Origin of the sequence: Kitasatospora humi, from assembly GCF_020907985.1 — a bacterium.
GTDB lineage: Bacteria > Actinomycetota > Actinomycetes > Streptomycetales > Streptomycetaceae > Kitasatospora > Kitasatospora humi.
In genome coordinates this window covers 187,896-211,832 of record NZ_JAJJPA010000005.1, presented here as the reverse complement: position 1 = coordinate 211,832, position 23,937 = coordinate 187,896, and the positions used below count along the sequence as shown (strand labels likewise).

The 23,937-nt window shown below is 72.4% G+C and carries 23 protein-coding genes and 5 tRNA genes; 9 read left to right on the top strand and 19 right to left on the bottom strand.

Annotated elements, in window-relative coordinates:
• Positions 1 to 29: 29 nt before the first annotated feature.
• Entirely contained in the window at positions 30 to 1,649 is a 1,620-nt protein-coding gene (locus LN042_RS07900; protein ID WP_230049811.1) for a DAK2 domain-containing protein, read from the bottom strand.
• Positions 1,650 to 1,954: 305 nt separating this feature from the next.
• Here LN042_RS07900 and rpmB point away from each other — a divergent pair, with 305 nt between their 5' ends.
• Positions 1,955 to 2,140: a 50S ribosomal protein L28 gene (gene rpmB, locus LN042_RS07895; RefSeq protein WP_035846000.1), complete on the top strand. Its 186-nt coding sequence runs from the start codon at positions 1,955 to 1,957 to the stop codon at positions 2,138 to 2,140.
• A gap of 87 nt (positions 2,141 to 2,227) precedes the next feature.
• Here rpmB and thiD read toward each other — a convergent pair whose 3' ends face one another.
• Genes thiD through LN042_RS07880 form a run of 3 tightly spaced genes read right to left on the bottom strand, consistent with a single transcriptional unit; the run spans position 2,228 to position 5,065 of the window.
• Positions 2,228 to 3,031, bottom strand: a complete 804-nt coding sequence (thiD, locus tag LN042_RS07890) for a bifunctional hydroxymethylpyrimidine kinase/phosphomethylpyrimidine kinase (protein WP_230049809.1) — start codon at positions 3,029 to 3,031, stop codon at positions 2,228 to 2,230.
• 23 nt (positions 3,032 to 3,054) lie between these two features.
• Positions 3,055 to 4,080, bottom strand: coding sequence for an ATP-dependent 6-phosphofructokinase (locus LN042_RS07885; protein ID WP_230049807.1), 1,026 nt, complete (start codon positions 4,078 to 4,080; stop codon positions 3,055 to 3,057).
• A gap of 19 nt (positions 4,081 to 4,099) precedes the next feature.
• Positions 4,100 to 5,065 carry a thiamine-phosphate kinase gene (locus LN042_RS07880; RefSeq protein ID WP_230049805.1) on the bottom strand — a complete coding sequence of 322 codons (966 nt, stop codon included), beginning with the start codon at positions 5,063 to 5,065 and terminating at the stop codon, positions 4,100 to 4,102.
• 239 nt (positions 5,066 to 5,304) lie between these two features.
• Between LN042_RS07880 and LN042_RS07875 the strand changes: the two genes are divergently transcribed.
• The gene (locus LN042_RS07875) at positions 5,305 to 5,538 is read left to right on the top strand and encodes an Lrp/AsnC family transcriptional regulator (protein WP_230049803.1); all 234 of its coding nucleotides are present in this window, start codon (positions 5,305 to 5,307) and stop codon (positions 5,536 to 5,538) included.
• A gap of 135 nt (positions 5,539 to 5,673) precedes the next feature.
• Here LN042_RS07875 and LN042_RS07870 read toward each other — a convergent pair whose 3' ends face one another.
• The 3 genes from LN042_RS07870 to LN042_RS07860 form a co-directional block, all read right to left on the bottom strand.
• A complete protein-coding gene (locus LN042_RS07870) occupies positions 5,674 to 6,816 on the bottom strand; it encodes a D-alanine--D-alanine ligase family protein (RefSeq protein ID WP_230049801.1) in 1,143 nt (380 codons plus the stop codon).
• Between the two features lie 72 nt (positions 6,817 to 6,888).
• The gene (locus LN042_RS07865) at positions 6,889 to 7,890 is read right to left on the bottom strand and encodes an NAD(P)H-dependent glycerol-3-phosphate dehydrogenase (RefSeq protein WP_230049799.1); all 1,002 of its coding nucleotides are present in this window, start codon (positions 7,888 to 7,890) and stop codon (positions 6,889 to 6,891) included.
• On the bottom strand, positions 7,891 to 8,799 hold the full coding sequence (locus tag LN042_RS07860) for a lysophospholipid acyltransferase family protein (protein WP_230049796.1): 909 nt from the start codon (positions 8,797 to 8,799) through the stop codon (positions 7,891 to 7,893).
• 142 nt (positions 8,800 to 8,941) lie between these two features.
• Here LN042_RS07860 and cofC point away from each other — a divergent pair, with 142 nt between their 5' ends.
• Positions 8,942 to 9,619 (top strand): 2-phospho-L-lactate guanylyltransferase, encoded by a 678-nt coding sequence (gene cofC / locus LN042_RS07855; RefSeq protein ID WP_230049794.1) that lies wholly within the window; start codon positions 8,942 to 8,944, stop codon positions 9,617 to 9,619.
• Positions 9,620 to 9,639: 20 nt separating this feature from the next.
• Positions 9,640 to 9,852, top strand: a complete 213-nt coding sequence (locus LN042_RS07850) for a hypothetical protein (protein WP_230049792.1) — start codon at positions 9,640 to 9,642, stop codon at positions 9,850 to 9,852.
• Between the two features lie 144 nt (positions 9,853 to 9,996).
• On the opposite strand, the gene LN042_RS07845 is transcribed toward LN042_RS07850, so the two are convergent.
• The 4 genes from LN042_RS07845 to leuC all read right to left on the bottom strand — a co-directional run bounded on the left by LN042_RS07845 (position 9,997) and on the right by leuC (position 13,346).
• Positions 9,997 to 10,665 (bottom strand): HU family DNA-binding protein, encoded by a 669-nt coding sequence (locus LN042_RS07845; RefSeq protein WP_230049790.1) that lies wholly within the window; start codon positions 10,663 to 10,665, stop codon positions 9,997 to 9,999.
• Positions 10,666 to 10,798: 133 nt separating this feature from the next.
• On the bottom strand, positions 10,799 to 11,155 hold the full coding sequence (locus tag LN042_RS37950; RefSeq protein WP_249800798.1) for an SCO5555 family protein: 357 nt from the start codon (positions 11,153 to 11,155) through the stop codon (positions 10,799 to 10,801).
• Positions 11,156 to 11,324: 169 nt separating this feature from the next.
• A complete protein-coding gene (leuD, locus tag LN042_RS07835) occupies positions 11,325 to 11,921 on the bottom strand; it encodes a 3-isopropylmalate dehydratase small subunit (protein WP_230049788.1) in 597 nt (198 codons plus the stop codon).
• Positions 11,922 to 11,924: 3 nt separating this feature from the next.
• Positions 11,925 to 13,346 (bottom strand): 3-isopropylmalate dehydratase large subunit, encoded by a 1,422-nt coding sequence (leuC, locus tag LN042_RS07830; RefSeq protein WP_230049786.1) that lies wholly within the window; start codon positions 13,344 to 13,346, stop codon positions 11,925 to 11,927.
• Between the two features lie 151 nt (positions 13,347 to 13,497).
• Between leuC and LN042_RS07825 the strand changes: the two genes are divergently transcribed.
• Positions 13,498 to 14,211 carry an IclR family transcriptional regulator gene (locus LN042_RS07825; protein WP_230049784.1) on the top strand — a complete coding sequence of 238 codons (714 nt, stop codon included), beginning with the start codon at positions 13,498 to 13,500 and terminating at the stop codon, positions 14,209 to 14,211.
• A 128-nt stretch (positions 14,212 to 14,339) separates the two neighbouring features.
• On the opposite strand, the gene LN042_RS07820 is transcribed toward LN042_RS07825, so the two are convergent.
• The 8 genes from LN042_RS07820 to LN042_RS07785 form a co-directional block, all read right to left on the bottom strand.
• Positions 14,340 to 14,414, bottom strand: a tRNA-Gln gene (locus LN042_RS07820).
• A 42-nt stretch (positions 14,415 to 14,456) separates the two neighbouring features.
• Positions 14,457 to 14,529: transfer RNA gene (locus tag LN042_RS07815), tRNA-Glu, on the bottom strand.
• Positions 14,530 to 14,562: 33 nt separating this feature from the next.
• Positions 14,563 to 14,635, bottom strand: a tRNA-Glu gene (locus LN042_RS07810).
• A gap of 45 nt (positions 14,636 to 14,680) precedes the next feature.
• A tRNA-Glu gene (locus tag LN042_RS07805) sits at positions 14,681 to 14,753 on the bottom strand.
• A gap of 29 nt (positions 14,754 to 14,782) precedes the next feature.
• Positions 14,783 to 14,854, bottom strand: a tRNA-Gln gene (locus LN042_RS07800).
• 618 nt (positions 14,855 to 15,472) lie between these two features.
• On the bottom strand, positions 15,473 to 16,831 hold the full coding sequence (gene gltX, locus LN042_RS07795; RefSeq protein WP_230049937.1) for a glutamate--tRNA ligase: 1,359 nt from the start codon (positions 16,829 to 16,831) through the stop codon (positions 15,473 to 15,475).
• A gap of 100 nt (positions 16,832 to 16,931) precedes the next feature.
• Positions 16,932 to 17,729 (bottom strand): fumarylacetoacetate hydrolase family protein, encoded by a 798-nt coding sequence (locus LN042_RS07790; protein WP_230049782.1) that lies wholly within the window; start codon positions 17,727 to 17,729, stop codon positions 16,932 to 16,934.
• Between the two features lie 109 nt (positions 17,730 to 17,838).
• On the bottom strand, positions 17,839 to 18,057 hold the full coding sequence (locus LN042_RS07785; RefSeq protein ID WP_230049780.1) for a hypothetical protein: 219 nt from the start codon (positions 18,055 to 18,057) through the stop codon (positions 17,839 to 17,841).
• 749 nt (positions 18,058 to 18,806) lie between these two features.
• Here LN042_RS07785 and LN042_RS07780 point away from each other — a divergent pair.
• The 4 genes from LN042_RS07780 to LN042_RS07765 all read left to right on the top strand — a co-directional run bounded on the left by LN042_RS07780 (position 18,807) and on the right by LN042_RS07765 (position 23,877).
• Entirely contained in the window at positions 18,807 to 22,367 is a 3,561-nt protein-coding gene (locus LN042_RS07780; RefSeq protein ID WP_249800781.1) for a sensor histidine kinase, read from the top strand.
• 10 nt (positions 22,368 to 22,377) lie between these two features.
• Complete coding sequence (locus tag LN042_RS07775) at positions 22,378 to 22,791, top strand: roadblock/LC7 domain-containing protein (protein WP_230049935.1); 414 nt, start codon at positions 22,378 to 22,380, stop codon at positions 22,789 to 22,791.
• 104 nt (positions 22,792 to 22,895) lie between these two features.
• A complete protein-coding gene (locus LN042_RS07770; protein ID WP_141633996.1) occupies positions 22,896 to 23,318 on the top strand; it encodes a DUF742 domain-containing protein in 423 nt (140 codons plus the stop codon).
• Complete coding sequence (locus LN042_RS07765) at positions 23,299 to 23,877, top strand: GTP-binding protein (protein WP_141633997.1); 579 nt, start codon at positions 23,299 to 23,301, stop codon at positions 23,875 to 23,877. The genes LN042_RS07770 and LN042_RS07765 overlap by 20 nt, the downstream gene beginning before the upstream one ends.
• Positions 23,878 to 23,937 lie beyond the last annotated feature (60 nt).

Sequence of the window (23,937 nt, the reverse complement as noted above, 5' to 3'; positions counted from 1 at the left end):
AACACCACGGAGCGGACAGCCGGGCGGTCCTACTCGACCCCGATGAGCAGCGGCGCGCTCTCCGGGCCGCCCGCGAAGACCGAGACGTCGACCTCGGGGCGCTGCCGCCGGGCGTGCGCCACCAGCCGGTCGGCCAGCCCCTCGGGGGCGCCGTCGCCGAGCACCAGGGTGACCAGCTCGCCGCCGGCCGCCAGCATCCGGGTCAGCACCTCGGCGCCGGTCTCGGCGACCCCGGTGCCGATCACCGCGACGTCCCCGTCGATCAGGCCGAGCACGTCACCGGCCTGGCAGACCCCGGCCATCGTCCAGGACTGCCCCTCGGCGATCGCCAGTTCGGCGTACCGGGTGGCGCCGGCCGCGGAGGTCATCGCCACCACGTCCTCGTCGAACCGGCGGCCGGCCTCGTGCACGGCGAGGGCGGCCAGGCCCTGCACCGGCGAGCGGGTCGGCAGCACCGCGATCCGCAGGCCCTCCTCGCGCAGCTGGTCGGCGGCGGCGCCGGCGCCGGCCCGCAGCTCCGGGTCGTTGAGCAGCAGGATCACCTCGCGGGCGGCACAGCGGCGGACCGCCGCGACCAGCTCGCCGCTGGACGGCGGGGCGTCCGGGTCGGCGGCCAGCACCGCGGCGCCGGCCGAGCGGCACAGCTCGGCCAGGCCGGCACCGGTCACCACACTGAGCACCGCGCGCTCGGCGGCGGGCTCGGCGGTCGGCCCGCCGCCGAGCGCGCGGGCCGCGGCCTCGGCGAAGTGGGTGATCCGGATCCGGTGCGGTCGGCCCGCCTCGACACCCGCCTCCACCGCGGCGCCGGCGTCGTCCACATGGACGTGCACGTTCCACAGCCCGTCGCCGCCGCCGACCACCAGCGAGTCGCCGAGTCCGGCCAGCCGGGCCCGCAGCCTGGGCAGCGCCGCGTCCGGCGCGTCCAGCAGGTAGACCACCTCGAAGGCGGGGTGGCCGGGCAGCCGCTCGGGACCGCCGCACGGGGCGTGCGTCGCCGGCAGGTCCTCGCCGAGCGCCACCGGGCCCATCGGCTGCTGGCCGGCCACCGCGTCGGCCAGCGCGCCCAGCACCGCCACCAGGCCCCGGCCGCCGGCGTCCACCACCCCGGCCCGGGCCAGCACCGGGAGCTGCTCGGGGGTGCGCAGCAGTGCGCTGCGGGCGCTGCGGTGGGCGGCGCCGGCCACCTCGGCCAGCGGGCCCCGGGTGCGGGCGGCGTCCTGGGCGGCCTGCCCGGCGACGGTCAGCAGGGTGCCCTCGACCGGCTGCGAGACCGCCTGGTAGGCGGCCTCCGCGCCGCGGACCAGGGCGTCCCGCAGCGCCTGCGGGCCACCGCCGTCCGCCGCCAGCACCTCGGCCACCCCGCGCAGCAACTGGGCCAGGATCACCCCGGAGTTGCCGCGGGCACCGATCAGCGCGCCGTCGGCCATCGCCCGCACCGCCTGGCCGAGCGCCGGCGACGCGGCACCGTCGAAGCAGCGCTCCACGGCGGCGGTGGCGGACTCCACCGTCAGGTAGAGGTTGGTCCCGGTGTCCCCGTCCGGCACCGGGTACACGTTCAGCGCGTCGATCTCCTCCCGGGCCTGGCCGAGGGCGGAGAGCGCGAGGCGGCACCAGGTGCGGACGGCGGGGGCGTCGAGCGTGTCCAGCACCGGGGCTCCTCAGGTGAACGGGACGGGAACGGGGGTGGGCCCTTCGGGCAGGTTATCCAGGCCTGGGCAGGTTATCGGGGTGGTGGTCCCACCGGCCGTCGGAGGTGATCAGGGCCGCCCGCGGGGGTGATCAAGCGACGGGACATGGTAGTTTCGTGGAGGCGGAGCAGTCGTTGTATGCTGCTCCGGTTGCCTGGAACAAGCCGGGCTACCCCCTTGACCCGATCAGGTCCACGCCGAGTGGTCCGAGTGGATCAGCCGGGGTTTTCGAACGTAATTGATTCTGAAGTCTTGGAGTGACTCCTGTGGCTGCCAACTGCGACGTCTGCGGCAAGGGGCCGGGCTTCGGCAACAACATCTCCCACTCGCACCGCCGTACCCGCCGTCGTTGGAACCCCAACATCCAGACGGTGCGCGCTGTGATCGGGCGGACGCCGAAGCGGCTCAACGTGTGCACCTCGTGCATCAAGGCCGGTAAGGTCTCGCGCTGACGCGCAGACCGGTACGCCGGTCCTCTTCACAGCAGGCCGGCCCATCCCCACGGATGGGCCGGCCTGCTGCTTTCCCGGCCCGGGGGCTCAGCTCCTGATCCGCCAGCCGTGGTCGACCGGGCCGATCCCGGCGCCCAGCGCGAAACCGCCGCGGATCGCGCCGGTGACGTACTCCTTCGCCGCCGCCACCGCCTCCGGCACCGGGCCGCCCTTGGCCAGCTCGGCGGCGATCGCGCTGGCCAGCGTGCAGCCGGTGCCATGGGTGTGCCGGTTGTCGTACCGCGGCGAGCGGAACCAGTACTCCTCGCCGTCCCGACCGGCCAGCAGGTCGGCGGCCTCCCCCGGCAGGTGCCCGCCCTTGACCAGCACCCAGCGCGGGCCGTGCGCCAGCAGCGCGTCGGCGGCCGGGCGCATCTCCCCCTCCTCCAGCACGGTGATGCCGGTGAGCTGCGCCACCTCGTGCAGGTTGGGGGTGGCCAGGGTGGCGTGCGGCAGCAGCCGGTCCCGGACGGTGGCCACCGCCTCGGCGGCCAGCAGCGGATCGCCGTGCTTGGAGACCCCGACCGGGTCCACCACGACCGGGGCCGGGCAGTCGGCGAGCAGCTCGGCGACCGTCTCCACCAGGGCCACCGAGGCCAGCATCCCGGTCTTGACGGCCTGCACCCCGATGTCGTCCACCACGCTGCGGTACTGCGCCCGCACCGCCTCGGCGGGCAGCTCCCAGTAGCCCTGGACGCCGAGCGAGTTCTGCGCGGTGACGGCGGTGAGCACGCTCATTCCGTGCACGCCGAGGGCCAGCATGGTCTTGAGGTCGGCCTGGATGCCGGCGCCGCCGCCCGAGTCGGAGCCGGCGATGGTGAGTACCCGAGGGGGTGGTGTGGAAACGGACATGCCTCCAACCTATCCGGACCGGCTCAGAGCACCGACTCGCACTCCATCCAGCGCTGCGGCGGCACGGTCTTCACCCGGGCGACCGCCTCCTCCAGCGGTGCCAGCTCGACGCGGGTGTCGCGCAGCGCGGTGAACCGACCGAAGGCGCCCCGGTGCACGGCCTCCACGGCGTGCCAGCCGAACCGGGTGGCCAGCACCCGGTCCTGAGCGGTGGGGGTGCCGCCGCGCTGGGTGTGGCCGAGGATCACCGGGCGGGCCTCGGTGCCCAGCAGGTCCTCCAGGTCCTCGGCCAGCCGGTTGCCGATGCCACCGAAGGTGCGGTGGCCGAACTCGTCGATCCCGCCGTGTTCGAAGCGGAGCGTGCCGGGCAGCGGGACGGCGCCCTCGGCCACCGCGACGATGGCGAACTTCTTGCCGCGGGCGAACCGCTCCTCGATCATCCGGGCCACCGCCTCGATGTCGAACGGCTTCTCCGGGATCAGGATGCCGTGCGCCCCTCCGGCGATGCCCGCGGTCATGGCGATCCAGCCGGTGTGGCGGCCCATCAGCTCGACCACCAGCACCCGCTGGTGGGACTCGGCGGTGGTCTTCAGCCGGTCGATGGCCTCGGTGGCGACGTGCACCGCGGTGTCGAAGCCGAAGCTGACGTCGGTGGCGGCGATGTCGTTGTCGATGGTCTTGGGCACCCCGACCACCGGCAGCCCGGCCGCTCCGAACTTGCGGGCGGCGGCCAGGCTGCCGTCACCGCCGATGATGATCAGCGCGTCGATGCCCAGCGCGGCGGCCAGCTCCCGGGCGTGCGCCACCGCCCACTCGACCCTGTCCCGGTGCACCCGGGCGGAGCCCAGGACGGTGCCGCCCAGGGTGAGCAGGCCGGTGACGTCGTCGTGCCCGACCACCCGGGCCCGGCCCTCGATCAGGCCGAGGAAGCCGTCCTCGATGCCCAGGATCTCGTACCCGTGCACATCGAGGCCCCGGTGCACCACCGAGCGGATCACCGCGTTCAGTCCAGGACAGTCACCACCGCTGGTAAGGACACCGATGCGCATGGTGGCCAGGTTAGCCAGCTCAGTCGGCGAAGTGGTCCCAACCGGCCGTGCGGTCCCAGGGCGCGCCGTCCACCGTGACCCGCCCCCGGGCGCCCGGGCGGGCCCTGCCGGCGACCTTGCCGACCACCCGCCAGCGGGCCGGCAGCTGCGCGCCGGCCGGGAAGGTGGCCGCGATGGCGTGGTCCTCGCCGCCGGAGAGCACCCAGACCAGCGGGTCCACCCCGACCGCCTGCCCGATGTCGGCCATCTGCGCCGGGACGTCGAAGTCGGCGGCCCGCAGGTCGATGTCCACACCGCTGGCGGCCGCGACGTGGCCCAGGTCGGCCACCAGTCCGTCGCTCACGTCGACCATCGCGGTGGCGCCCAGCTCGCTGGCCGCCGGCCCGGCGTGGTACGGCGGCTCGGGGCGCCGGTGCGCCTCCACGAACGCCCGCGGCGAGCGGAAACCGCGGGCCAGCACGCTGAGCCCGGCGGCCGACCAGCCCAGCCAGCCGGTCACCGCGACCACGTCGCCCACCTGGGCGCCGGAGCGGGTCACCGGCGCCCGGCCCTGCAGGTCGCCCAGGGCGGTGATGGCCAGGGTGATGGTGTCGCCGCGCACCACGTCGCCGCCGACCACCGCGGCGCCGGCCACCTGGCACTCGTCGCGCAGCCCGTCCATCAGCTCGGTGGCCCAGGTGGTGGGCAGGTCGGCCGGCACCACCAGGCCGAGCAGCAGCGCGGTCGGCACCGCGCCCATCGCGGCCACGTCGGCCAGGTTCTGGGCGGCGGACTTGCGGCCGACGTCATAGGCGGTGGACCAGTCCCGGCGGAAGTGCCGGCCCTCGATCAGCACATCGGTGGTGGCCACCACCCGGCCGTCGGGTGCCTTCACCACGGCGGCGTCGTCGCCGGGGCCGAGCTCCACCGCCGGGGTCGGCGTCAGCCGGGCGGTGAGCTGACTGATCAGGCCGAACTCGCCGAGCTCGCCCACGGTCCCCTGCATCTGCCGTCCTCTCGCGCGTTTCCGGTGCGGTCACGGGAACGCGGCGCGCTCCCCCGCGCGAAGCGTACGCCCACCGCGCCACGGCGGGTCTCCCCTACCGGGGCCGCGGCGCGGTAGCGTGGTGATCCAGTCTTCTCCCGTAGCGCCCCCGCGCCGCCAGCCACCCCTGTGCGGGCGCGCTCACCCGATGCGTCACCCCGGTAGTCGTGCGCACCACCCCAGCCGCAGGGAGGTCCTCCGTGGTACAGGCATACATTCTGATCCAGACCGAAGTGGGCAAGGCCAGTGCCGTGGCCGAGACCATCGCCAAGATCGAGGGCGTCATCGTGGCCGAGGACGTGACCGGTCCCTACGACGTGATCGTCCGGGCCGAGGCGGACAGCGTGGACGAGCTCGGCCGCATGGTGGTGGCGAAGATCCAGAAGGTCGAGGGCATCACCAGGACGCTCACCTGTCCGGTGGTCCACATCTGACCCGCCCGGTCCGCGCCCGGCGGCCGCACCCGCTGTCCGGGTGCGGCCGCCGGGGCTGCCGGTCGGAGTGCTCCAGGCCGGAGTGCTGCCGAGCGGAGCTTGCCGGTCGGGGTGCTACGGGCCGGCCGGGCGCGGTCAGCGCAGGCCGGTGGAGCGGCGCAGCGCGGCCTGCAGCAGCCGGTCGATCAGCTCGCCGTAGGGCACGCCGGTGGCCTCCCACATCTTCGGGTAGGCCGAGATCGGGGTGAAGCCGGGCAGGGTGTTGACCTCGTTGACCACCCAGCGGCCGTCCTCCAGCAGGAAGAAGTCGACCCGGGCCAGGCCCTCGCAGCTGAGCGCCTCGAAGGCGGCCACCGCCTGGCGGCGGATCTCGGCGGTCTCCTCCTCGGTCAGCTCGGCCGGGATCCGCACCTCGGAGGAGTCGATGTACTTAGCCTCGAAGTCGTAGAACTCGTAGCCCTCGCCGACCAGCACCTCGGCCGGCAGGCTGGCCCGCGGACCGTCCTCGAACTCCAGCACGCCGCATTCGATCTCACGGCCCGCCAGCATCGCCTCGACGATCACCTTGGGGTCGTGCCGGCGGGCCTCGGCGACCGCGCCGTCCAGGTCGGCCAGGTCCTTGACCTTGGTGATGCCGATGCTGGAGCCGGCCCGGCAGGGCTTGACGAAGACCGGCAGGCCGAGCGCGGCGACCCGCTCGCGGGCGGCGGCGCGACCCTCCTCGGTCTCCCAGTCGCGCGGCCGGATCATGGTGTACGGGCCGACGCCGATGCCGAAGGACTCCAGCACCCGCTTGGTGTACTCCTTGTCCATGCCGACCGCGCTGGCCAGCACGCCGGAGCCGACGTACGGCACGCCGGAGAGCTCCAGCAGGCCCTGCAGGGTGCCGTCCTCACCCCACGGGCCGTGCAGCAGCGGCAGCACCACGTCGACCTCGCCGAGCGTCTTGGGCACGGCGCCCGGCTCGGTCCAGACCACCTCGCGGGAGACCGGGCTGGCGGGCAGCGCCAGCTGGCCCTCGAGGGACTCGGCGACCCGCTCGACGTCGGGCATCCTGCCGCCCTCGATGGCCATCCGGTCGGGCTCGTCGCTGGTCAGCGCCCAGCGGCCGTCCTGGGTGATGCCGATCGGCAGCACCTCGTAGCGGCTGCGGTCGATCGCGCGCAGCACGCTGGCGGCGGTCACCACCGACACGCCGTGCTCGGAGGAGCGGCCGCCGAAGACGATCGCGACGCGCGGCTTGGCCGCCTGGCTCGGGGAGTGCGATTCGATGCTCATATCGAAGCTGAGACTACCGTGCGGTTACCGCATCCCGATGGATGCGGCGGTGCCGCCGAGCTGTGGGCCCGGTCACCGCCGTTCGGGCTTCGCCGAGCGGGCCATCAGGTCCTTCATCACCGCCTGCGGCGGCCGGCCGTTGTGCACCACGTCGACCACGGCCGCCACGATCGGCATCTCGACGCCGTTGCGCCGGGCCAGGTCGAGCACCGACTCGCAGGACTTGACGCCCTCGGCGGTCTGCTTGGTGGCGGCGATGGTCTGCTCCAGGGTCATGCCGCGGCCCAGGTTGACGCCGAAGGTGTGGTTGCGGGAGAGCGGCGAGGAGCAGGTCGCCACCAGGTCGCCCATCCCGGCGAGACCGGAGAAGGTCAGCGGGTCGGCGCCGAGCGCCACCCCGAGCCGGGTGGTCTCGGCCAGGCCGCGGGTCATCAGGGTGGCCTTGGTGTTGTCGCCCAGGCCCATCCCGTCGGCCATCCCGACCGCCAGCCCGATCACGTTCTTGACCGCCCCGCCGAGCTCGCAACCGACCACGTCGGTGTTGGTGTACGGGCGGAAGTACGGTGTGTGGCAAGCCTGTTGGAGCCGCTGGGCGACCTGCTCGTCCGCGCAGGCGACCACGCTCGCGGCCGGCTGGCGCTTGGCGATCTCGGGCGCCAGGTTGGGGCCGGAGACCACCGCGACCCGGTCCTCACCGACCCCGGCGACCTCGCGGACCACCTCGGTCATCCGCTTGGCGGTGCCGAGTTCGATGCCCTTCATCAGCGAGACCAGCACGGTCCGCTCGCCGATCAGCGGTGCCCAGGCGGCGAGGTTCTCGCGCAGTGTCTGGGACGGCACGGCGAGCACCGCGAAGTCGGCGCCGTCCAGCGCGACGGCCGGGTCGGTGGTCGCGGTGATGCTTTCGGGGAGCTCGATCCCGGGCAGGTAATCGGGGTTCGTGCGGGTGGCGTTGATGGTGTCCACCAACTCCTTGCGGCGGCCCCACAGGCGCACCTCGCAGCCCGCGTCGGCCAGGATCATGGCGAACGGGGTGCCCCAGGAGCCGGTGCCGAAGACGGCGCAGCGGGTCATCTACTCGTTCTCCTCGTTCGCGTTCTTCTCGTCCCCGGGCTTCTCGGCGACGACGGCCTCTCCGACGGCGGCCTCTCCGACGGCGGGCTCTCCGACGGCGGGCTTCCCGTCACCGGACTCCTCGGTGGCGGCGGCCTTCCTGGCCGACGCACCCTTCCTGACCGCCTTGCGGAAGTCGTAGCGCTCGGCGGGGGCCTGCTCGCCGCGGATCTCCTCAAGCACCGCGGTGATCGCGGCCATGATCTCCTCGGTCGCCTCGCGCAGCACCTGGGTGGTCAACTCCTGTCCCCGGAACCGGCTGAGGTCGACCGGCGGACCCGCCTTGACGATCACCTTCTTGCGCGGGAAGAGACTCACCTTGGCCTTGACGCCGCCGACTCCGCGGCCGTAGGGCGGCACGACCTCGTGGGCGCCCCAGTGCGCCACCGGGATCACCGGCGCGCCGCTCATCAGGGCCACCCGGGCTGCGCCGCTCTTGCCGGTCATCGGCCACAGCTGCGGGTCCCGAGTGATCGTTCCTTCGGGGTAGAACTGAACCACCTGGCCGCGCTCGACCGCCTCGATGGCCGCCCGGAACGCCTGGGCGGCGTCGGTGGATTCGCGGTAGACCGGGATCTGACCGGTCTTGCGGAGCATGAAACCGACGAACGGCAGGGTGAACAGCGAGGACTTGGCGAGGATCCGCGGCGGTCGGCCGCTGTTGTACTGGAAGTGGGCGTAGACCAGCGGATCGAACACCGAGTTGTGGTTCACCACGGTGAGGAAGCCGCCGCGCTCGGGGAAGTTCTCCCACCCCCGCCAGTCGGGCTTCACCAATGCGGTCAGCACCGGCTTCACCAGCACCGCGGCGAGGCGGTACCAGACTCCGTAGTCCGCGTTGCCGAATCGGGCGTACGAGCGGCGGGCCACCCCAGGTCCTCCTCATGTGCTGCGGCAGCGTGAGGTGCCGCGGTTTCATCGGACTCGTCGGTCTGTTCCGCCGGTCATCCTCGCACGGGGGTGCACTGGCGGCCGTCGACGGGCCGACACCAGAATGGCGACGATGCCGCCGATGACTCCTCCACTGCCCGAACTGCCCGTGCCGCAGCCCACCGTACGCCCCGCCGCGCGGTGGAGCCTGGTGCTGCCGGTCAAGACGCCGGCCCGGGCGAAGAGCCGGCTCGCACCGTTCGCCGGGGTGCACCGGCCGCGGCTGGCGCTCGCCTTCGCCCTGGACACCGTGACGGCCGCGCTGGCCTGCCCGGCCGTCGCCCAGGTGCTGGTGGTGTGCAAGGACCCGGAGGCGGGGGCGGCGCTGGCCGCACTGGGCGCGCTGGTACTGGCCGACGAACCGGACGGCGGGCTCAACGAGGCGCTGTCGCACGGCGCCGACCGGGCGCGACGACTGCGCCCCGATGCGCCCCTGGCCGCGCTCTCGGCCGACCTGCCGGCGCTGCGGGCGGCGGAGCTGACCCGGGTGCTGGGCGCGGTCCCGCCCGGGGAGCGCGCGTTCCTGGCGGACGCCCCCGGTGACGGCACCACGCTGCTGGCCTGCGCCGAGGGCCGGCGGTTGGCCCCGGCCTTCGGCGGCCCGTCCCGACTGCGCCACGCGAGGGGCGGTGCCCGCGAGCTGCTGCTGCCGGACGTGCCGTCGGTGCGCCGGGACGTCGACACCGCCGCCGACCTGGCCGAGGCCCTCGTCCTCGGGGTCGGCCCGCACACCCGGACGGCCACCGCCGCACTGGTCTAGGCGGCTCTATGCTGGGCGGCATGCAGGCCACCGCGTTCACCTTCGACCCCGCCACCCACGAGGGCTCCGTGCTGCTCGACGACGGCACCCCGGTGCCGTTCGACGCCGCCGCGTTCGAGGCGGGCGGCCTGCGGCTGCTGCGCCCCGGTCAGCGGGTGCGGATCCGCACCGAGGGCAGCGGGGAGCGGCGCCGGGTGGTGTTCGTCACGCTGCAGACCTTCCCCGATCCCTAAGGGAACTGACGCTCCGTCAAATCAGAGGCCGGCAGAAACCGCCGCGGCGGCCCGCCCCTTGATCGGGGGCGGACCGCCGCGGCGGTACATGTGTACTGCGTGACCTGCCACCGAGTGCCCCAACGGCACCCGACCGTGCCCTACTTACTTCGCGGTGCTCTTGCGCGCGGTGGTCTTGCGCGTGGTGGTCTTCTTCGCCGGAGCGGTCTTCTTGGCCGTGGTCTTGGCCGCGGTCGCCTTGGCGGTGGTGGTCTTCTTGGCCGCCGTGGTCTTGGCCGGGGCCGCCTTCTTGGCGGTGGCGGTGGTCTTCTTGGCGGCCGTGGTCTTGGCCGGGGCCGCCTTCTTCGCCGTGGTGGTCTTCTTGACCGCGGTCGCCTTCTTGGCGGCGGCCTTCTTCGCCGGAGCCGCCTCGGCGGCAGCCGCGGCGCGCTTGGTGGCGGCGCGCTTGGCGGCGGCGGTGGCGGCCACGCCGCTCTTGCCCGGGGTCAGCGAGCCCTTGGGGGCCTTCTTGACCGAGGGGCCTTCCTTCGGCAGCTTCTTGCTGCCGCTGACCAGGTCCTTGAAGCCCTGGCCGGGGCGGAAGCGCGGCACCGAGGTCTTCTTGACCTTGACGCGCTCCCCGGTCTGCGGGTTGCGGGCGAAGCGCGCGGAACGCTCCACCTTCTCGAAGGTACCGAACCCGGTGACCGAGACCCGGTCACCGGCCACAACGGCACGCACCATGGTGTCGAGCACTGCGTCGACGGCCTCTGCGGCAGCCTTGCGACCACCCAGCTGCTCGGCCACCGCTTCGACAAGCTGAGCCTTGTTCACGTCTTCCCCTTCAGAAACGGGCGCCGGATGATTCCATCCGTTCAATTCGCACGTTAGGTATGTATGTGCGGACTTTCAATTACCAAACGCGCGAATCACCCTAGTGTCGCAATGGATTTGCGCGTCTGCGACCTCAGCCGCGGGGCGGGCGCCCCTCGTCCAGGTCATGCACAAAGCGACTCAACCGCCGCGCCGCCTCCGGGAGATCGCGCTTGGCGGTCTCGGTGACGATCAGCAGTTGCCGGGCGAGAGCGGTCTTTGCTTCAGCGGACACGTGGAGCGCGTGCACGCGGGCGTGAGCCTGCTTCAACCGCTCTGCCACTAGCGCGTAGAGCGCCGCGACTTCCGGGTCGTCCGGCACCTCGTCGACGGAGTCGACGGAGGTCTCGTTGTCCAGCCGATCGTCAATTCGACTCTCGGGATCCCGGGCCACGAACTCCGATCGCGCGGGATCGCCGCCCGCGTACGGAGGTTCATGGTGCCGGTGCATGCTCTGATTGTGCCATCAACTCGGAGTTGTGACGCGCGGGCCCCGGTGTTCCGGCAAATCGACGCACTATCCGGGTCGCACTCTGACCCGGTGTGAGGAGTGAACTCCCCCCCGCTACGAGCGATGGCCCGCCCCCTGGGAAGGGAACGGGCCATCGGATTGCGTGAGGTCAGGCGACCGGTTGGGTGCGCGGCTTGAAGCCCGGCCGGCCCGCCTCGAAGGCCGCGATGTCATCAGCGTTCTGCAGCGTGATGCTGATGTCGTCCAGGCCGTTGAGCAACCGCCAACGCACGTTCTCGTCCAGCTCGAAGGGCGCCGTCACGCCCTCGGCACGCACCTCGCGCGCCACCAGGTCCACGGTGATCTCGGCATTCGGGTCGGCCTCGGTCAGCTCCCAGAGCGCCTCCACCGTCGACTGCGGCAACACCACGGTCAGCAGCCCGTTCTTCAGCGAGTTGCCGCGGAAGATATCGGCGAAGCGGGACGAGATCACCGCCTGGAAGCCGTAGTTCTGCAGCGCCCAGACCGCGTGTTCGCGCGACGATCCGGTACCGAACTCAGGCCCGGCCACCAGCACCGTGGCCCCCCGCCGCTCGGGCCGGTTCAGGATGAACGACTCGTCCCGGCGCCAGGCTTCGAACAGGCCGTCCTCAAAACCCGTGCGGGTGACCTTCTTGAGCCAATGGGCGGGGATGATCTGGTCGGTGTCCACGTTGCTGCGGCGCAGCGGGACGGCCCGACCGGTGTGGACGGTGAACTTCTCCATGGCTCAGACCTCCGCGGGGACGTTGGCGGTGAGATCGGCGGGTGCGGCCAGTCGGCCCAGCACCGCGGTGGCGGCGGCGACCTGCGGGGAGACCAGATGGGTGCGGCCGCCCTTGCCCTGGCGGCCCTCGAAGTTGCGGTTCGAGGTGGAGGCGCAGCGCTCGCCGGGCGCGAGCTGGTCGGGGTTCATGCCGAGGCACATCGAGCAACCGGCGTGCCGCCATTCGGCGCCGGCCGCGGTGAACACCTTGTCCAGCCCCTCCTCGACGGCCTGCAGCGCGACCCGCACCGAGCCGGGGACCACCAGCATCCGTACGCCGTCGGCGACCTGGCGACCGTCCAGGATCGCCGCGGCGGCGCGCAGGTCCTCGATCCGACCGTTGGTGCAGGAGCCCACGAAGACCGCGTCGACCGCGACCTCGCGCAGCGGGGTGCCGGGCTCCAGACCCATGTAGGCCAGGGCGTTCTCGGCGGCGATCCGCTCCTGCGGATCGGCGAAGCCCGCCGGGTCGGGCACGGCGGAGCCCAGCGGGGCGCCCTGGCCCGGGTTGGTGCCCCAGGTGACGAACGGGGTCAGCTCGCTCGCGTCGATGACGACCTCGGCGTCGAAGACCGCGTCCTCGTCGGTGGCCAGGGTCTCCCAGTACGCGACGGCCGCGTCCCAGTCCGCGCCCTGCGGGGCGTGCGGGCGGCCCTCGAGGTAGTCGAAGGTGGTCCGGTCCGGGGCGATCATGCCGGCCCGGGCGCCCGCCTCGATGGACATGTTGCAGATGGTCATCCGGGCTTCCATGGACAGCTTCCGGATGGCCGGGCCGCGGTACTCCAGGACGTACCCCTGGCCGCCGCCGGTACCGATCCTGGCGATGATCGCCAGGATCAGGTCCTTGGCGGTGACGCCCTCGGGCAGCTCGCCCTCGACCGTGATCGCCATGGTCTTGAACGGGGCCAGCGGCAGCGTCTGGGTGGCCAGCACGTGCTCGACCTGGCTGGTGCCGATGCCGAAGGCCAGGGCGCCGAAGGCACCGTGGGTGGAGGTGTGGGAATCGCCACAGACCACGGTCATGCCGGGCTGGGTCAGTCCCAGCTGCGGTCCCACCACGTGGACAACGCCCTGCTCGACGTCGCCCAGCGAGTGGATCCGGACGCCGAACTCGGCGGCGTTGCGCCGCAGGGTCTCCAGCTGCACCTTGGAGACCGGGTCGGCGATCGGCTTGTCGATGTCCAGGGTCGGGGTGTTGTGGTCCTCGGTGGCGATCGTGAGGTCGGTCCGGCGGACCCGGCGACCGGCCAGGCGGAGGCCGTCGAAGGCCTGCGGGCTGGTCACCTCGTGCAGCAGGTGGAGGTCGATGTAGAGCAGGTCGGGCTCGCCCTCCGCGCGCCGGACGACATGGTCGTCCCAGACCTTCTCTGCCAGTGTCCGTCCCATCGCGTTCCCTCCAGCCGGCCGCTCTGCCGGCCTGATCGTGGTCGTGGGGGTGCCCGTTCTCCGGGGGTTTGTCCCGGACTGCTTCCCAGGGTGACGCGTTTCGCGGGACTTTGAACTTGCGTCTCGCCTACTGAGACTGCAGTATCGTTGCATGGACAACACTAGCGGCGTCGGCGTTCTCGACAAGGCCGCTCTGGTGCTCAGCGCACTGGAGTCGGGCCCCGCCACGTTGGCGGGGCTGGTCGCCGCCACCGGTCTGGCGCGGCCCACGGCCCACCGGCTCGCCGTCGCACTCGAACACCACCGCCTGGTCACCAGGGACATGCAGGGCCGGTTCATCCTCGGCCCCCGGCTCGCCGAACTCTCCGCCGCCGCGGGCGAGGACCGGCTGCTCGCCACCGCGGGCCCGGTGCTGACCCACCTGCGCGACGTCACCGGCGAGAGCGCCCAGCTCTACCGCCGCCAGGGCGAGATGCGGATCTGCGTCGCCGCCGCCGAGCGGCTCTCCGGCCTGCGGGACACCGTGCCGGTGGGCTCGACGCTGCCGATGAAGGCCGGCTCGGCCGCGCAGGTGCTGCTCGCCTGGGAGGAGCCCGAGCGGCTGCACCGCGGCCTGCAGGGCGCCCGGTTCACCGCCACCGCGCTCAGCGGCGTGCGGCGCCGCGGCTGGGCCCAGTCGATCGGCGAGCGCGAACCCGGCGTCGCGTCCGTCTCCGCACCCGTCCGCGGGCCCTCCAACCGCGTGGTGGCCGCCGTCTCGGTCTCCGGCCCCATCGAGCGGCTGAGCCGCCACCCGGGCCGGCTGCACGCCCAGGCCATCGTGGAGGCCGCCAACCGCCTCACCGAGGCCCTGCGGCGCGGCTGACCCGCGAGGAACGGCGGCGGGGCCGCGCACCCGGTTCTGCGGTGCGCGGCCCCGAATTCCCGCGGCCCCGATTCTGCGCGGCCGCCCGGAAAACAAAGAAGCCCCCGGATCCGGGGGCTTTCACATTCTGGCTGGGATACCAGGACTCGAACCTAGACTAACTGAACCAGAATCAGTCGTGCTGCCAATTACACCATATCCCACAGCAATCGGCCGATGGTTTCCACCATCGGCCGATCCGCTCGTACCCCCGACCGGATTCGAACCGGCGCTACTGCCGTGAGAGGGCAGCGTGCTAGGCCGCTACACAACGGGGGCTTCCCTGCGATGCGGGACGAGTCCCGCACTGCGTACCCCCGACCGGATTCGAACCGGCGCTACTGCCGTGAGAGGGCAGCGTGCTAGGCCGCTACACAACGGGGGCTCCTGCTATGCAATTGACTGTGTCACTCACGCAACTTGCATTGCGTACCCCCGACCGGATTCGAACCGGCGCTACTGCCGTGAGAGGGCAGCGTGCTAGGCCGCTACACAACGGGGGCTTGCCTTGCCGCGAAAACGCGGCACTGCGCTGGGGTACCAGGACTCGAACCTAGACTAACTGAACCAGAATCAGTCGTGCTGCCAATTACACCATACCCCATCAGATCGCAACCCCTTGCGGGATCTTGGTCCGATGATCACACCGTGCTCCGAGTGGTTCCCGGTGAGGGTCCTAGTCCCTCTCCGTTGCCCTCCCGGGCGGCGCAGAAAGAACATTACCCGACGCTTGGCCTGGCTCCAAAATCGATAACCGCAGGCGGGCAGTGAGGTCGGTCGCAGCCGCGGGTTCCCGGCCCGCCGAGCAGGCCGGCAGGCTCCCGGGGGCCGCGCCGGGTCCACCTCCGCCACACCGCCCGCCGGCGCGGCAGGGGGCACGGCCCTGGGCCCCGCCACGCGGCCCGCCGGAGGTCGGGAATGGCGCGGTCCGCCCCCTCGGGACCGCGGTGACGGTGCCGGCAGCGCCGGACGAACAGGCTGCCGGTCGTCCCGGTCATCGACGGTCGGTCCTCGACCGGAGCGGCGAGGGCCCCCGGGCGGCTCTGCCGCCGCTCCGGCTCGCCGGCCTCGCGGAGCGGGTCGCGCAGTCGCTCGCGCGGCGTCGCACCGTCGATCCCCAGCACCTGGAGGAAGCGCGGCAGCTGTCGGAGCGTCACACGGAGGAACGAAGGTGCCCTGCCGCGGATCGGCGATCCGGGGCAGGGCACCTGGTGCGGGGCTCCTACAGCGCCGCGAGGGCCGCGTCGAGCCGGGCCAGCGTCCGGTCGCGGCCGAGGACCTCCAGCGACTCGAAGAGCGGCAGGCCGACCGTGCGCCCGGTCACCGCGACCCGGATCGGGGCCTGGGCCTTCCCGAGCTTCAGGCCGTGCTCGGCCGCCGCTTCCTCCAGGGCCGCCTTGAGCGCGTCCGCCTGCCACGGGACGTCGACCAGCCGCTCCCGCACGGAGCGGATGACGTCGGCCGCGCCCGGCTTCATCGCCTTGTCCCAGGAGGCCTGGTCCCGGACCGGCTCGTCCAGGAACACGAAGTCGACGTAGGAGACGACCTCACTGAGGACGGTCAGCCGGGTCTGGGCCAGCGGCGCGAGCTTGCGGAAGACCTCCGGGTCGAAGGCCTCCGCCCGCCACGGCACGGTCGGCGCGGACAACCACGGCGCGCACGCATCGATGAACCGCTCGCCGTCCAGCGCCCGGATGTACTCACCGTTGAAAGCGGTCAGCTTCTTGATGTCGAAGAAGGCCGGGGCCTTCGTCACGTCCTCCAGCCGGAAGAGGGACTCCAGCTCCCGGTACGGGAGGATTTCGGTGTCCGCACCCGGGGCCCAGCCCAGCAGCATCAGGTAGTTGACCATCGCATCGGGCAGGTAGCCCTCACCGAGGTAGTCCTCCAGCGCGACCTTGTCCCGCCGCTTGGAGAGCTTCTGGCGCTTCTCGTTGACGATCACCGGGAGGTGCGCCCACACCGGCGCGGTGGCCCCCAGCGCCTCCCACAGCAGTTGCTGCTTCGGCGTGTTCGACAGGTGCTCCTCACCCCGGATCACATGGGTGATCCGCTGGGTGATGTCGTCCACCGCGTTGGCGATCAGGAAGACCGGCGTGCCGTCACCACGGGCGATGACGAAGTCCTCGATCGCCTTGTTGGGGAACTCGGTCCTGCCGCGCACCACGTCGTCCACCACGGTCGTGCCCTCGTCCGGGGTGCGGAACCGCAGGGCACGGCCCGGCTCGGGAGTCAGCGCACGGGTTCGGCAGTACCCGTCGTATCCGAGCTGCTGGGAGCCGGTCCGCTCGGCGAGCTGCTCGCGGGTGCAGTCGCAGTAGTAGGCCAGCCCCTGGCCGTAGAGCTTCTCCGCCGCCGCACGGTGCTCGGCCGCGTACTGGGACTGGAAGTACGGGCCCTCGAACGAGGGATCAGCGTCACTGATGCCCACCGCCGCCAGGGCGTTGATGATTCCGTCCACCCATTCGGGCTGGTTGCGAGCCGCGTCGGTGTCCTCGATCCGCAGCACGAAGGTGCCGCCGTTCTGGTGGGCGAAGGCCCAGTTGAACAGGGCGGACCGGGCACCACCGACGTGGAACATCCCGGTCGGGGACGGGGCGAAGCGGACGCGAAGCTCAGACATACCGGAAGAGTACCGGTGATCCGGCAGCACCCTCGATCCCGTCGAAGCCCCCGGCGGCTCAGCCACGCTTGATCACCCTGTTGCTGAGGGTACCGATGCCTTCGACGGAGACGGCGACCTCGTCGCCGACGTTGAGCGGGCCGACACCCGCCGGGGTGCCGGTGAGGATGACGTCGCCCGGGAGCAGTGTCATGGCCTCGGAGATGTGCGCGATCAGCTCGGGGACGCCGCGCAGCATGAGCGAGGTGCGCCCGGTCTGCCGCAGCTCCCCGTTGACCGTGCAGGTGATGGCCAGGTCGGCGGGGTCGAGCTGGGTCTCGATCCAGGGCCCGAGCGGGCAGGCGGTGTCGAAGCCCTTGGCCCGGGCCCACTGGCCCTCGCGCTGCTGGACGTCGCGCGCGGTGACGTCGTTGGCGCAGGTGTAGCCGAAGACCGCCTCGGGCACCCGTTCCACCGGCACCTCGCGGCACATCCGGCCGATCACCACGGCCAGCTCGGCCTCGTGCTGGACGTCGGAGGAGAACGGCGGGTAGGCGATCGACTCGGTCGGGCCGATCACCGAGGTGTTCGGCTTGAAGAAGGTCAGCGGAACGTCCGGGACCTCGTGGCCGAGTTCGGCCGCGTGCGCCGCGTAGTTGCGGCCGACCGCCACGATCTTGCTGGGCAGCATCGGGCTGAGTAGCCGGACCTGGTCCAGCTGGTGGACCTCGCCGGTCGGTTGGGCGTCACCGAACGGGTGCCCCGCGATCGCGTGCACCCGCAGCGACTCGGGCTGGGTGGAGTCGCCCTCGACGATGCCGAAGGAGACGCTGCCGGCGGCCGCTCCTTCACGGACTGAGAACCTCGCGATACGCACGCTGGGCGACCTTTCCGGTACTGGGGTCGATTCCGCTCCAGGCTATCCCCCGGAGAACGGCCGAGGGCGCCGCCACCAGCGGTGACGGCGCCCTCGGGACACGCGGGGTTCAGACCTGCTGCTCCGGCAGCTTCATCAGCTTGGTGCGGCGCGGGTTGGCCGTGCTCTTGGGGAGCTCGATCGAGTACTCGACCGGCTCACCGGCGACGCGGGCGCCCGGCAGCTGGCTGAAGTCCTCCAGCGAGGCCAGGGTCGTCCGGCGGGGGTTCGCCGTCGAACGGGAGCCGAGAGTCGACGGGTTGGCCGACTTGGCCGGCGTCTGGGACATCGCTTCACACCTTCGGTTCGGGGACGGATGGCCGTGACAGCCGTCCGCCGGGACTCAGCAGCCAGGGTAGGGATCTCTTTCCACAGCGGCCGTGACCAAAGCTACACATTGGCCTGTGAGTTTGATCACAGTTGCGGCGACAGGCCCCGCAAATTGGATATTTCACCCAAGAAGTAAATTCGGGCAATCGAGACCTATCGGAAAAAGCGGAAGCCCTGCCGAGCGGCGCGTTCAAGCATGTCGACCGACCAGGTGTCCGAAAAAGGCCGTATTAAGGCCCTGGTCACACCGTCTGTGAGGCCCCGCGCGCGGTCGGTAGCACGGTGCGGCGCCTCACCCCGCCCCTTGTTGGAGCTGTCCCGCTGTGCTGGAATGCCACGAACCGCCTCAGGTCTACCCACGGCGGCCGCCGCGCATTCTCGGAATTTGCCGGGTACGCGCCAACATCGAGAACTCGACACCGCCCCGGCCTCGGCCCAGGGGCGCCCGGTCCAGAGGTTGCGACGCCAGTGCAGGGACGTTTCAAAAGGGGTAACGGCGCCGCAGGCCAGCCCGAGTCGCCAGAGCCCCTCGCCGCCACCCACCTGTCGGAGCCGGACGCCGCCACGGGCGACCGGCCCACCGGCGGTGTGCCCGGGCAGCCGGAGCCGGAAGCCGACGTCGATCCGGACGAGGCCGGCCGGTCCTCCCGGCCCAGGCTGCGCGGCTCGCTCAACCGCCGCCGCGCCACCGGCATCGGCCGGCTGCGGATGCGCAACTGGCGCATCCGCAGCCGCCTGATCGCGCTGCTGCTGCTCCCCGTGGTGGTCGCGCTGGTCCTCGGCGGCCTGCGCATCAACGGCTCGATGCAGAGCTCCCAGCAGCTGGCCCAGATGGCCAACCTGAGCGACCTGGCGGTGAAGGCCACCCAGCTGGCCGACGCCCTGGAGACCGAGCGCGACATCAGCGCCGGCCCGCTCACCGAACACCCGGACGCGCAGGACGACGACGTCAACGCGGCGCGCAAGACCACCGACGACCTCACCAAGGCCTACTACGACCGCGCCGACACCTTCGACAACCACGACCTGTCGGGCGGCAACTCCCTGCTACTGCAGGTCCGCAAGGACATGGGCCTGCTGTCGGACTTCCGCAAGAACGCCTACACCCAGGTCAACAACATCGAGGCCACGGTCGCGTCGTACGACACGGTCATCAAGGACCTGCTCTCGATCAGCCAGGACATCGCGCTCGGCTCGGACTCCCCCGACCTGGTCAAGGCCACGCGGGCCCTGGAGCAGTTCTCGCTGGAGAAGGAGGCCACCTCCGAGCAGCGCGCGCTGATCGCCGCCGCGCTGGCCCGCCAGCCCAGCCCCGACATGTCCAACTCGGACCAGAGCTTCGGCGTCCGTCTGCAGACCGCCGACGAGAACGCCACCGCCAACTTCAACTCGATCTACGGCACCGCCGCCGCGGCCAAGCTGCGCGAGCGGATCACCCTCAACACCGAGATCAACGCGGCCGACCGGTACGCCGGCCAGGTGCTGCAGACCAACGGCATCAAGCAGGCCGACCCGCGCTCCTACAAGGACTGGTACGACCAGGCCACCAACAAGATCGTCGCCGAGGGCGCGATCGAGAACCAGCTGCTCGAGGAACTCAAGGGCAAGGCCCAGTCGCTGCAGGCGCAGGCCGACCAGGACGTGATCCTCAACGGCGCGCTGATCGTGCTGGTGCTGCTGTTCGCCGTGGTCGGCGCCGCGCTGATGGCCCGTTCGATGGTGCGCTCGCTCACCAAGCTGCAGAACGCGGCCGAGGACGTCGCCGAGCGCCGACTGCCCGAACTGGTCAGGACGCTCTCCGAGAACGACCCGCAGGACGTCGACCTCACCGTGGCCCCGGTCGGTGTCGACTCGGCCGACGAGATCGGCCACGTCGCCCACGCCTTCGACATGGTGCACGGCGAGGCGGTCCGACTGGCCGCCGACCAGGCGCTGCTGCGCGGCAACATCAACTCGATGTTCACCAACCTGTCGCGCCGCAGCCAGGGCCTCATCCAGCGCCAGCTCTCGCTGATCTCCGAGCTGGAGAGCCGCGAGGCCGACCCGGACCAGCTGGCCAGCCTCTTCAAGCTGGACCACCTGGCCACCCGCATGCGCCGCAACGGCGAGAACCTGCTGGTTCTGGCCGGTGAGGACCCGGGCCGCCGCTGGACCAGGCCCGTGCCGCTGGTCGACGTGCTGCGCGCCGCCGCCTCCGAGGTGGAGCAGTACGAGCGCATCGAGTTGGCCGCCGTGCCGTCCGCCGAGGTGGCCGGCCGCGTCGTCAACGACCTCGTCCACCTGCTCGCCGAGCTGCTGGAGAACGCCACCTCGTTCTCCAGCCCGCAGACCCGGGTGCGGGTCACCGGCCACGCCCTGCCGGACGGCCGGGTGCTGGTCGAGATCCACGACACCGGCATCGGCCTCAGCCCCGAGGACCTGGCCGAGATCAACGAGCGGCTGGCCAACCCGCCGACGGTGGACGTCTCGGTCTCCCGCCGGATGGGCCTGTTCGTGGTCGGCCGCCTGTCACTGCGCCACGGCATCCGGATCCAGCTGCGCCCCAGCGACTCCGGTGGCACCACGGCGCTGGTCATGCTCCCGATCGACGTCACCAACTCCGGCGACCGCCGCGGCGACCGCCCCAGCGGCGCGGCCAAGGGCCAGCGCGGAGCCGGCCCGACGCCGCGCCAGCAGCGCACCCTGCCGGCCGGCGCCGAGGGCGCGGGCCTGCCGTCGCGCCCGGCGCCGGCGCTCGGCCAGGGCGGCGGCCCGGCCGCGCCCGGCGGTCGGCCGCAACTGGCCCAGGGCCCGGCGGCTCCCCAGGCTCCGGGGGCCCAGGCTCCGGGGGCTCACGCTCCGGGGGCCCAGGCTCCGGCGGCCCAGGCCGGACAGCCGGGCGGGCAGCCCGGTCGGCCCGACGGGCAGCCGGCTCCGACCGGTGGCCTGCCGACCCGCGCGGTCGGAGAGTCGCTGCGCGGCGGGGCGTTCGCCCAGCAGCAGGGTCGCCCCGGCGGCCTGCCGCAGCGCGGTGCCGGTCGCCGGGCACCCCAGGGCGCCACCGCCGAGCAGCCGCAGCACGGCCGGGCGGACGGCCTGCCGCAGGGCCGCCGACCGCGCACCGACGTCGGCCCGCAGGGTCGCCCCGACGGCCCGCCGCAGCGCCCGGTCGACCCCAACTCCGGCCGCCCGCAAAGCCGCCCGCAGCAGCAGTTGCCGCAGCAGCCGCAGCCGCAGCAGTTGGCGCCGCAGCCGCAGCACCAGCACCAGCAGTTGCCGCAGCAGCAGTTGCCGCCGCAGCACCCCCAGTTGCCCCAGCAGCCGCAGCCGGTCGCCGAGGTGCCCGCGCCCCCGGCCGCCCCGCAGCCGGTGCTCGGCGCCCCCGAGCCCGCGCCGCTCAGCCGGCCGCGGTTCGAGGCCAGCCAGATCGACCCGCGTGACCCGCTGGGCCTCGGCCTGGTCGAGCCGGTTCTGCCGAGCGTCGACGCCCCGCAGCCGCAGCGCGGCGCCGAGACCCGCGCCCCGCAGCCGCCGCAGGGTCCCGCCGAGCACCAGCAGTTCGCCCAGCCGGCCCTGCCGCCGCAGGGTCCGGGCGAGCACCAGCAGTTCGCCCAGCCGGCCCTGCCGCCGCGCTCCCCCGAGCACGGCCAGCCGCGCGGCGAGGATCCGGCGTTCCGCAACGGCGGCGCCAGCCGGATGGCCTCGGTGCAGGTGAACCAGGCCGGCGCCGACCAGTCGCAGCAGGGCCGCCAGCGCCCGTACCAGCCGCAGCGTCCCGGCACCACCGCGCCGGGCCACCCGCAGCCGGGCACCGGCGCGCCGGAGCAGCAGCTCTACGGCAGCCGTCCGGCCCAGGAGCAGCAGCAGCCGCGCGAGTCGGGCGAGGCGCCCTGGCGCCCGTCCGCCAACGACGAGCGCTGGCGGCGGGCCGAGCAGCTGCGCACGCCCAGCTCGGACGGCGTCACGCTCTCCGGCCTGCCCCGCCGGACCCCCCAGGCCAACCTGGTGGCCGGCACCGCCGAGTCCTCCCCGCTCTCCGGGCCGCAGGTGTCCCGGGCGCCGGAGGAGGTGCGCGGGCGGCTGACCAACCTGCGCCGCGGCATCCAGCAGGGTCGCCGGGCCGGCTCCGAACCGGGCCGGCCGACGGGGCAGTTCCCGCCGGCCGGCGGCTTCGGCGGCCCCGCCGGTGACGTCCCAGCGAACGGCGGCTACCGTTCTCCCGCACCGGAGGGCAACGACTTCGGGCAGCCGGGCGGCAATGGCTTCGGCAACCAGAACCAGGAGCGTTGAGTTGAGTCAGATGAGTCAGGCAGCCAGCAACCTGAACTGGCTGATCACCAATTTCGTGGCGAACACCCCCGGGGTGTCGCACACGGTGGTGGTCTCCGCCGACGGGCTCCTGCTCTGCATGTCCGAGGGCTTCCCCCGGGACCGCGCCGACCAGCTCGCCGCGGTCGCCTCCGGCCTCACCTCCCTCACCTCCGGCGCCAGCCGGATCTTCGAGGGCGGCGAGGTCAACCAGACCGTCGTCGAGATGGAGCGCGGCTTCCTCTTCCTGATGGCCATCAGCGACGGCTCCTCGCTCGCCGTCCTGGCCGCCCCCGACTCCGACATCGGCCTCGTCGGTTACGAGATGGCCCTGCTCGTCGACCGAGCCGGTGCCGTCCTCACTCCCGCCCTGCGCGCGGAACTCCAGGGCAGCCTCCTGCACTGACCGGGAGTCACTTCACAGTCCGTCGGACCCGGCTGCGCACCCCGGGCCCGACGCCACACCCCCAAAGCTGACCCAGCATCAGCCGCAGCGCTAGGAGGATCCAGATGACCCCGCCCCCGACACCGGCCGGTTCATACGGCAACGGGTACGGCTCCGGCTACGGTGACCAGGGCAACGGCGGTTACGAGCAGCAGCCGCTGGTCAGGCCGTACGCCATGACCGGTGGCCGGACCCGCCCGCGCTACCAGCTCGCCCTCGAGGCGCTGGTCTCCACCACCGGCACCGCCCGCACCGGCGGCCTGCTTCCCGAGCACCAGCGGATCGTCCAGCTGTGCCAGGAGGTCAAGTCGGTCGCCGAGATCTCCGCGCTGGCCGGGGTTCCGCTGGGGGTGGCCCGGATCCTCGTCGCCGACCTGGCCGAAGCCGGCCTGGTCGCCATCCACCAGCCCGCCGCCGCCGGCGAGTCGGGCGGAACGCCGGACGTCACGCTGCTCGAAAGGGTCCTCAGTGGACTTCGCAAGCTCTAGCCCCGCCACCCGGGCCACCACCTCGGCGAAGATCGTCGTCGCGGGCGGCTTCGGCGTCGGCAAGACCACGCTGGTCGGTGCCGTCTCCGAGATCAACCCCCTGCGCACCGAAGCCGTCATGACCAGCGCCTCCGCCGGCATCGACGACCTCACCCACACCGGCGGCAAGACCACCACCACCGTCGCCATGGACTTCGGCCGCATCACCCTGGACGAAGACCTCATCCTCTACCTCTTCGGCACCCCCGGCCAGGACCGCTTCTGGTTCATGTGGGACGACCTCGTGCGCGGCGCCATCGGCGCGGTGGTCCTGGTCGACACCCGCCGCCTGGCCGACTGCTTCCCCGCCCTCGACTACTTCGAGAACTCCGGGCTCCCCTTCGTCGTCGCCCTCAACGGCTTCGACGGCTACCAACCGCACACCCCCGACGAGGTCCGCGAGGCACTGCAGCTCGGGCCCGACACCCCGATCATCACCCTCGACGCCCGCCGTCGGGACAGCGCCAAGAGCGCCCTGATCACCCTGGTCGAACACGCGTTGCTCGCCAGGTTGCGATAACGGAAAGCGGGGGCCTCGGGATCGAGGCCCCCGCTGTGTATCGCATAACGGTTCGGTAGG

What these genes read in the sequence shown, in the direction of transcription:
- thiD (WP_230049809.1), bottom strand. Translation starts at nt 3,031, where the DNA reads ATGTCCGTTTCCACACCACCCCCTCGGGTACTCACCATCGCCGGCTCC.
- LN042_RS07885 (WP_230049807.1), bottom strand. Translation starts at nt 4,080, where the DNA reads ATGCGCATCGGTGTCCTTACCAGCGGTGGTGACTGTCCTGGACTGAAC.
- LN042_RS07880 (WP_230049805.1), bottom strand. Translation starts at nt 5,065, where the DNA reads ATGCAGGGGACCGTGGGCGAGCTCGGCGAGTTCGGCCTGATCAGTCAG.
- LN042_RS07870 (WP_230049801.1), bottom strand. Translation starts at nt 6,816, where the DNA reads ATGAGCATCGAATCGCACTCCCCGAGCCAGGCGGCCAAGCCGCGCGTC.
- LN042_RS07865 (WP_230049799.1), bottom strand. Translation starts at nt 7,890, where the DNA reads ATGACCCGCTGCGCCGTCTTCGGCACCGGCTCCTGGGGCACCCCGTTC.
- cofC (WP_230049794.1), top strand. Translation starts at nt 8,942, where the DNA reads ATGACTCCTCCACTGCCCGAACTGCCCGTGCCGCAGCCCACCGTACGC.
- LN042_RS07850 (WP_230049792.1), top strand. Translation starts at nt 9,640, where the DNA reads ATGCAGGCCACCGCGTTCACCTTCGACCCCGCCACCCACGAGGGCTCC.
- LN042_RS37950 (WP_249800798.1), bottom strand. Translation starts at nt 11,155, where the DNA reads ATGCACCGGCACCATGAACCTCCGTACGCGGGCGGCGATCCCGCGCGA.
- leuD (WP_230049788.1), bottom strand. Translation starts at nt 11,921, where the DNA reads ATGGAGAAGTTCACCGTCCACACCGGTCGGGCCGTCCCGCTGCGCCGC.
- leuC (WP_230049786.1), bottom strand. Translation starts at nt 13,346, where the DNA reads ATGGGACGGACACTGGCAGAGAAGGTCTGGGACGACCATGTCGTCCGG.
- LN042_RS07825 (WP_230049784.1), top strand. Translation starts at nt 13,498, where the DNA reads ATGGACAACACTAGCGGCGTCGGCGTTCTCGACAAGGCCGCTCTGGTG.
- gltX (WP_230049937.1), bottom strand. Translation starts at nt 16,831, where the DNA reads ATGTTCCACGTCGGTGGTGCCCGGTCCGCCCTGTTCAACTGGGCCTTC.
- LN042_RS07785 (WP_230049780.1), bottom strand. Translation starts at nt 18,057, where the DNA reads ATGTCCCAGACGCCGGCCAAGTCGGCCAACCCGTCGACTCTCGGCTCC.
- LN042_RS07780 (WP_249800781.1), top strand. Translation starts at nt 18,807, where the DNA reads ATGCGCAACTGGCGCATCCGCAGCCGCCTGATCGCGCTGCTGCTGCTC.
- LN042_RS07775 (WP_230049935.1), top strand. Translation starts at nt 22,378, where the DNA reads ATGAGTCAGGCAGCCAGCAACCTGAACTGGCTGATCACCAATTTCGTG.
- LN042_RS07770 (WP_141633996.1), top strand. Translation starts at nt 22,896, where the DNA reads ATGACCCCGCCCCCGACACCGGCCGGTTCATACGGCAACGGGTACGGC.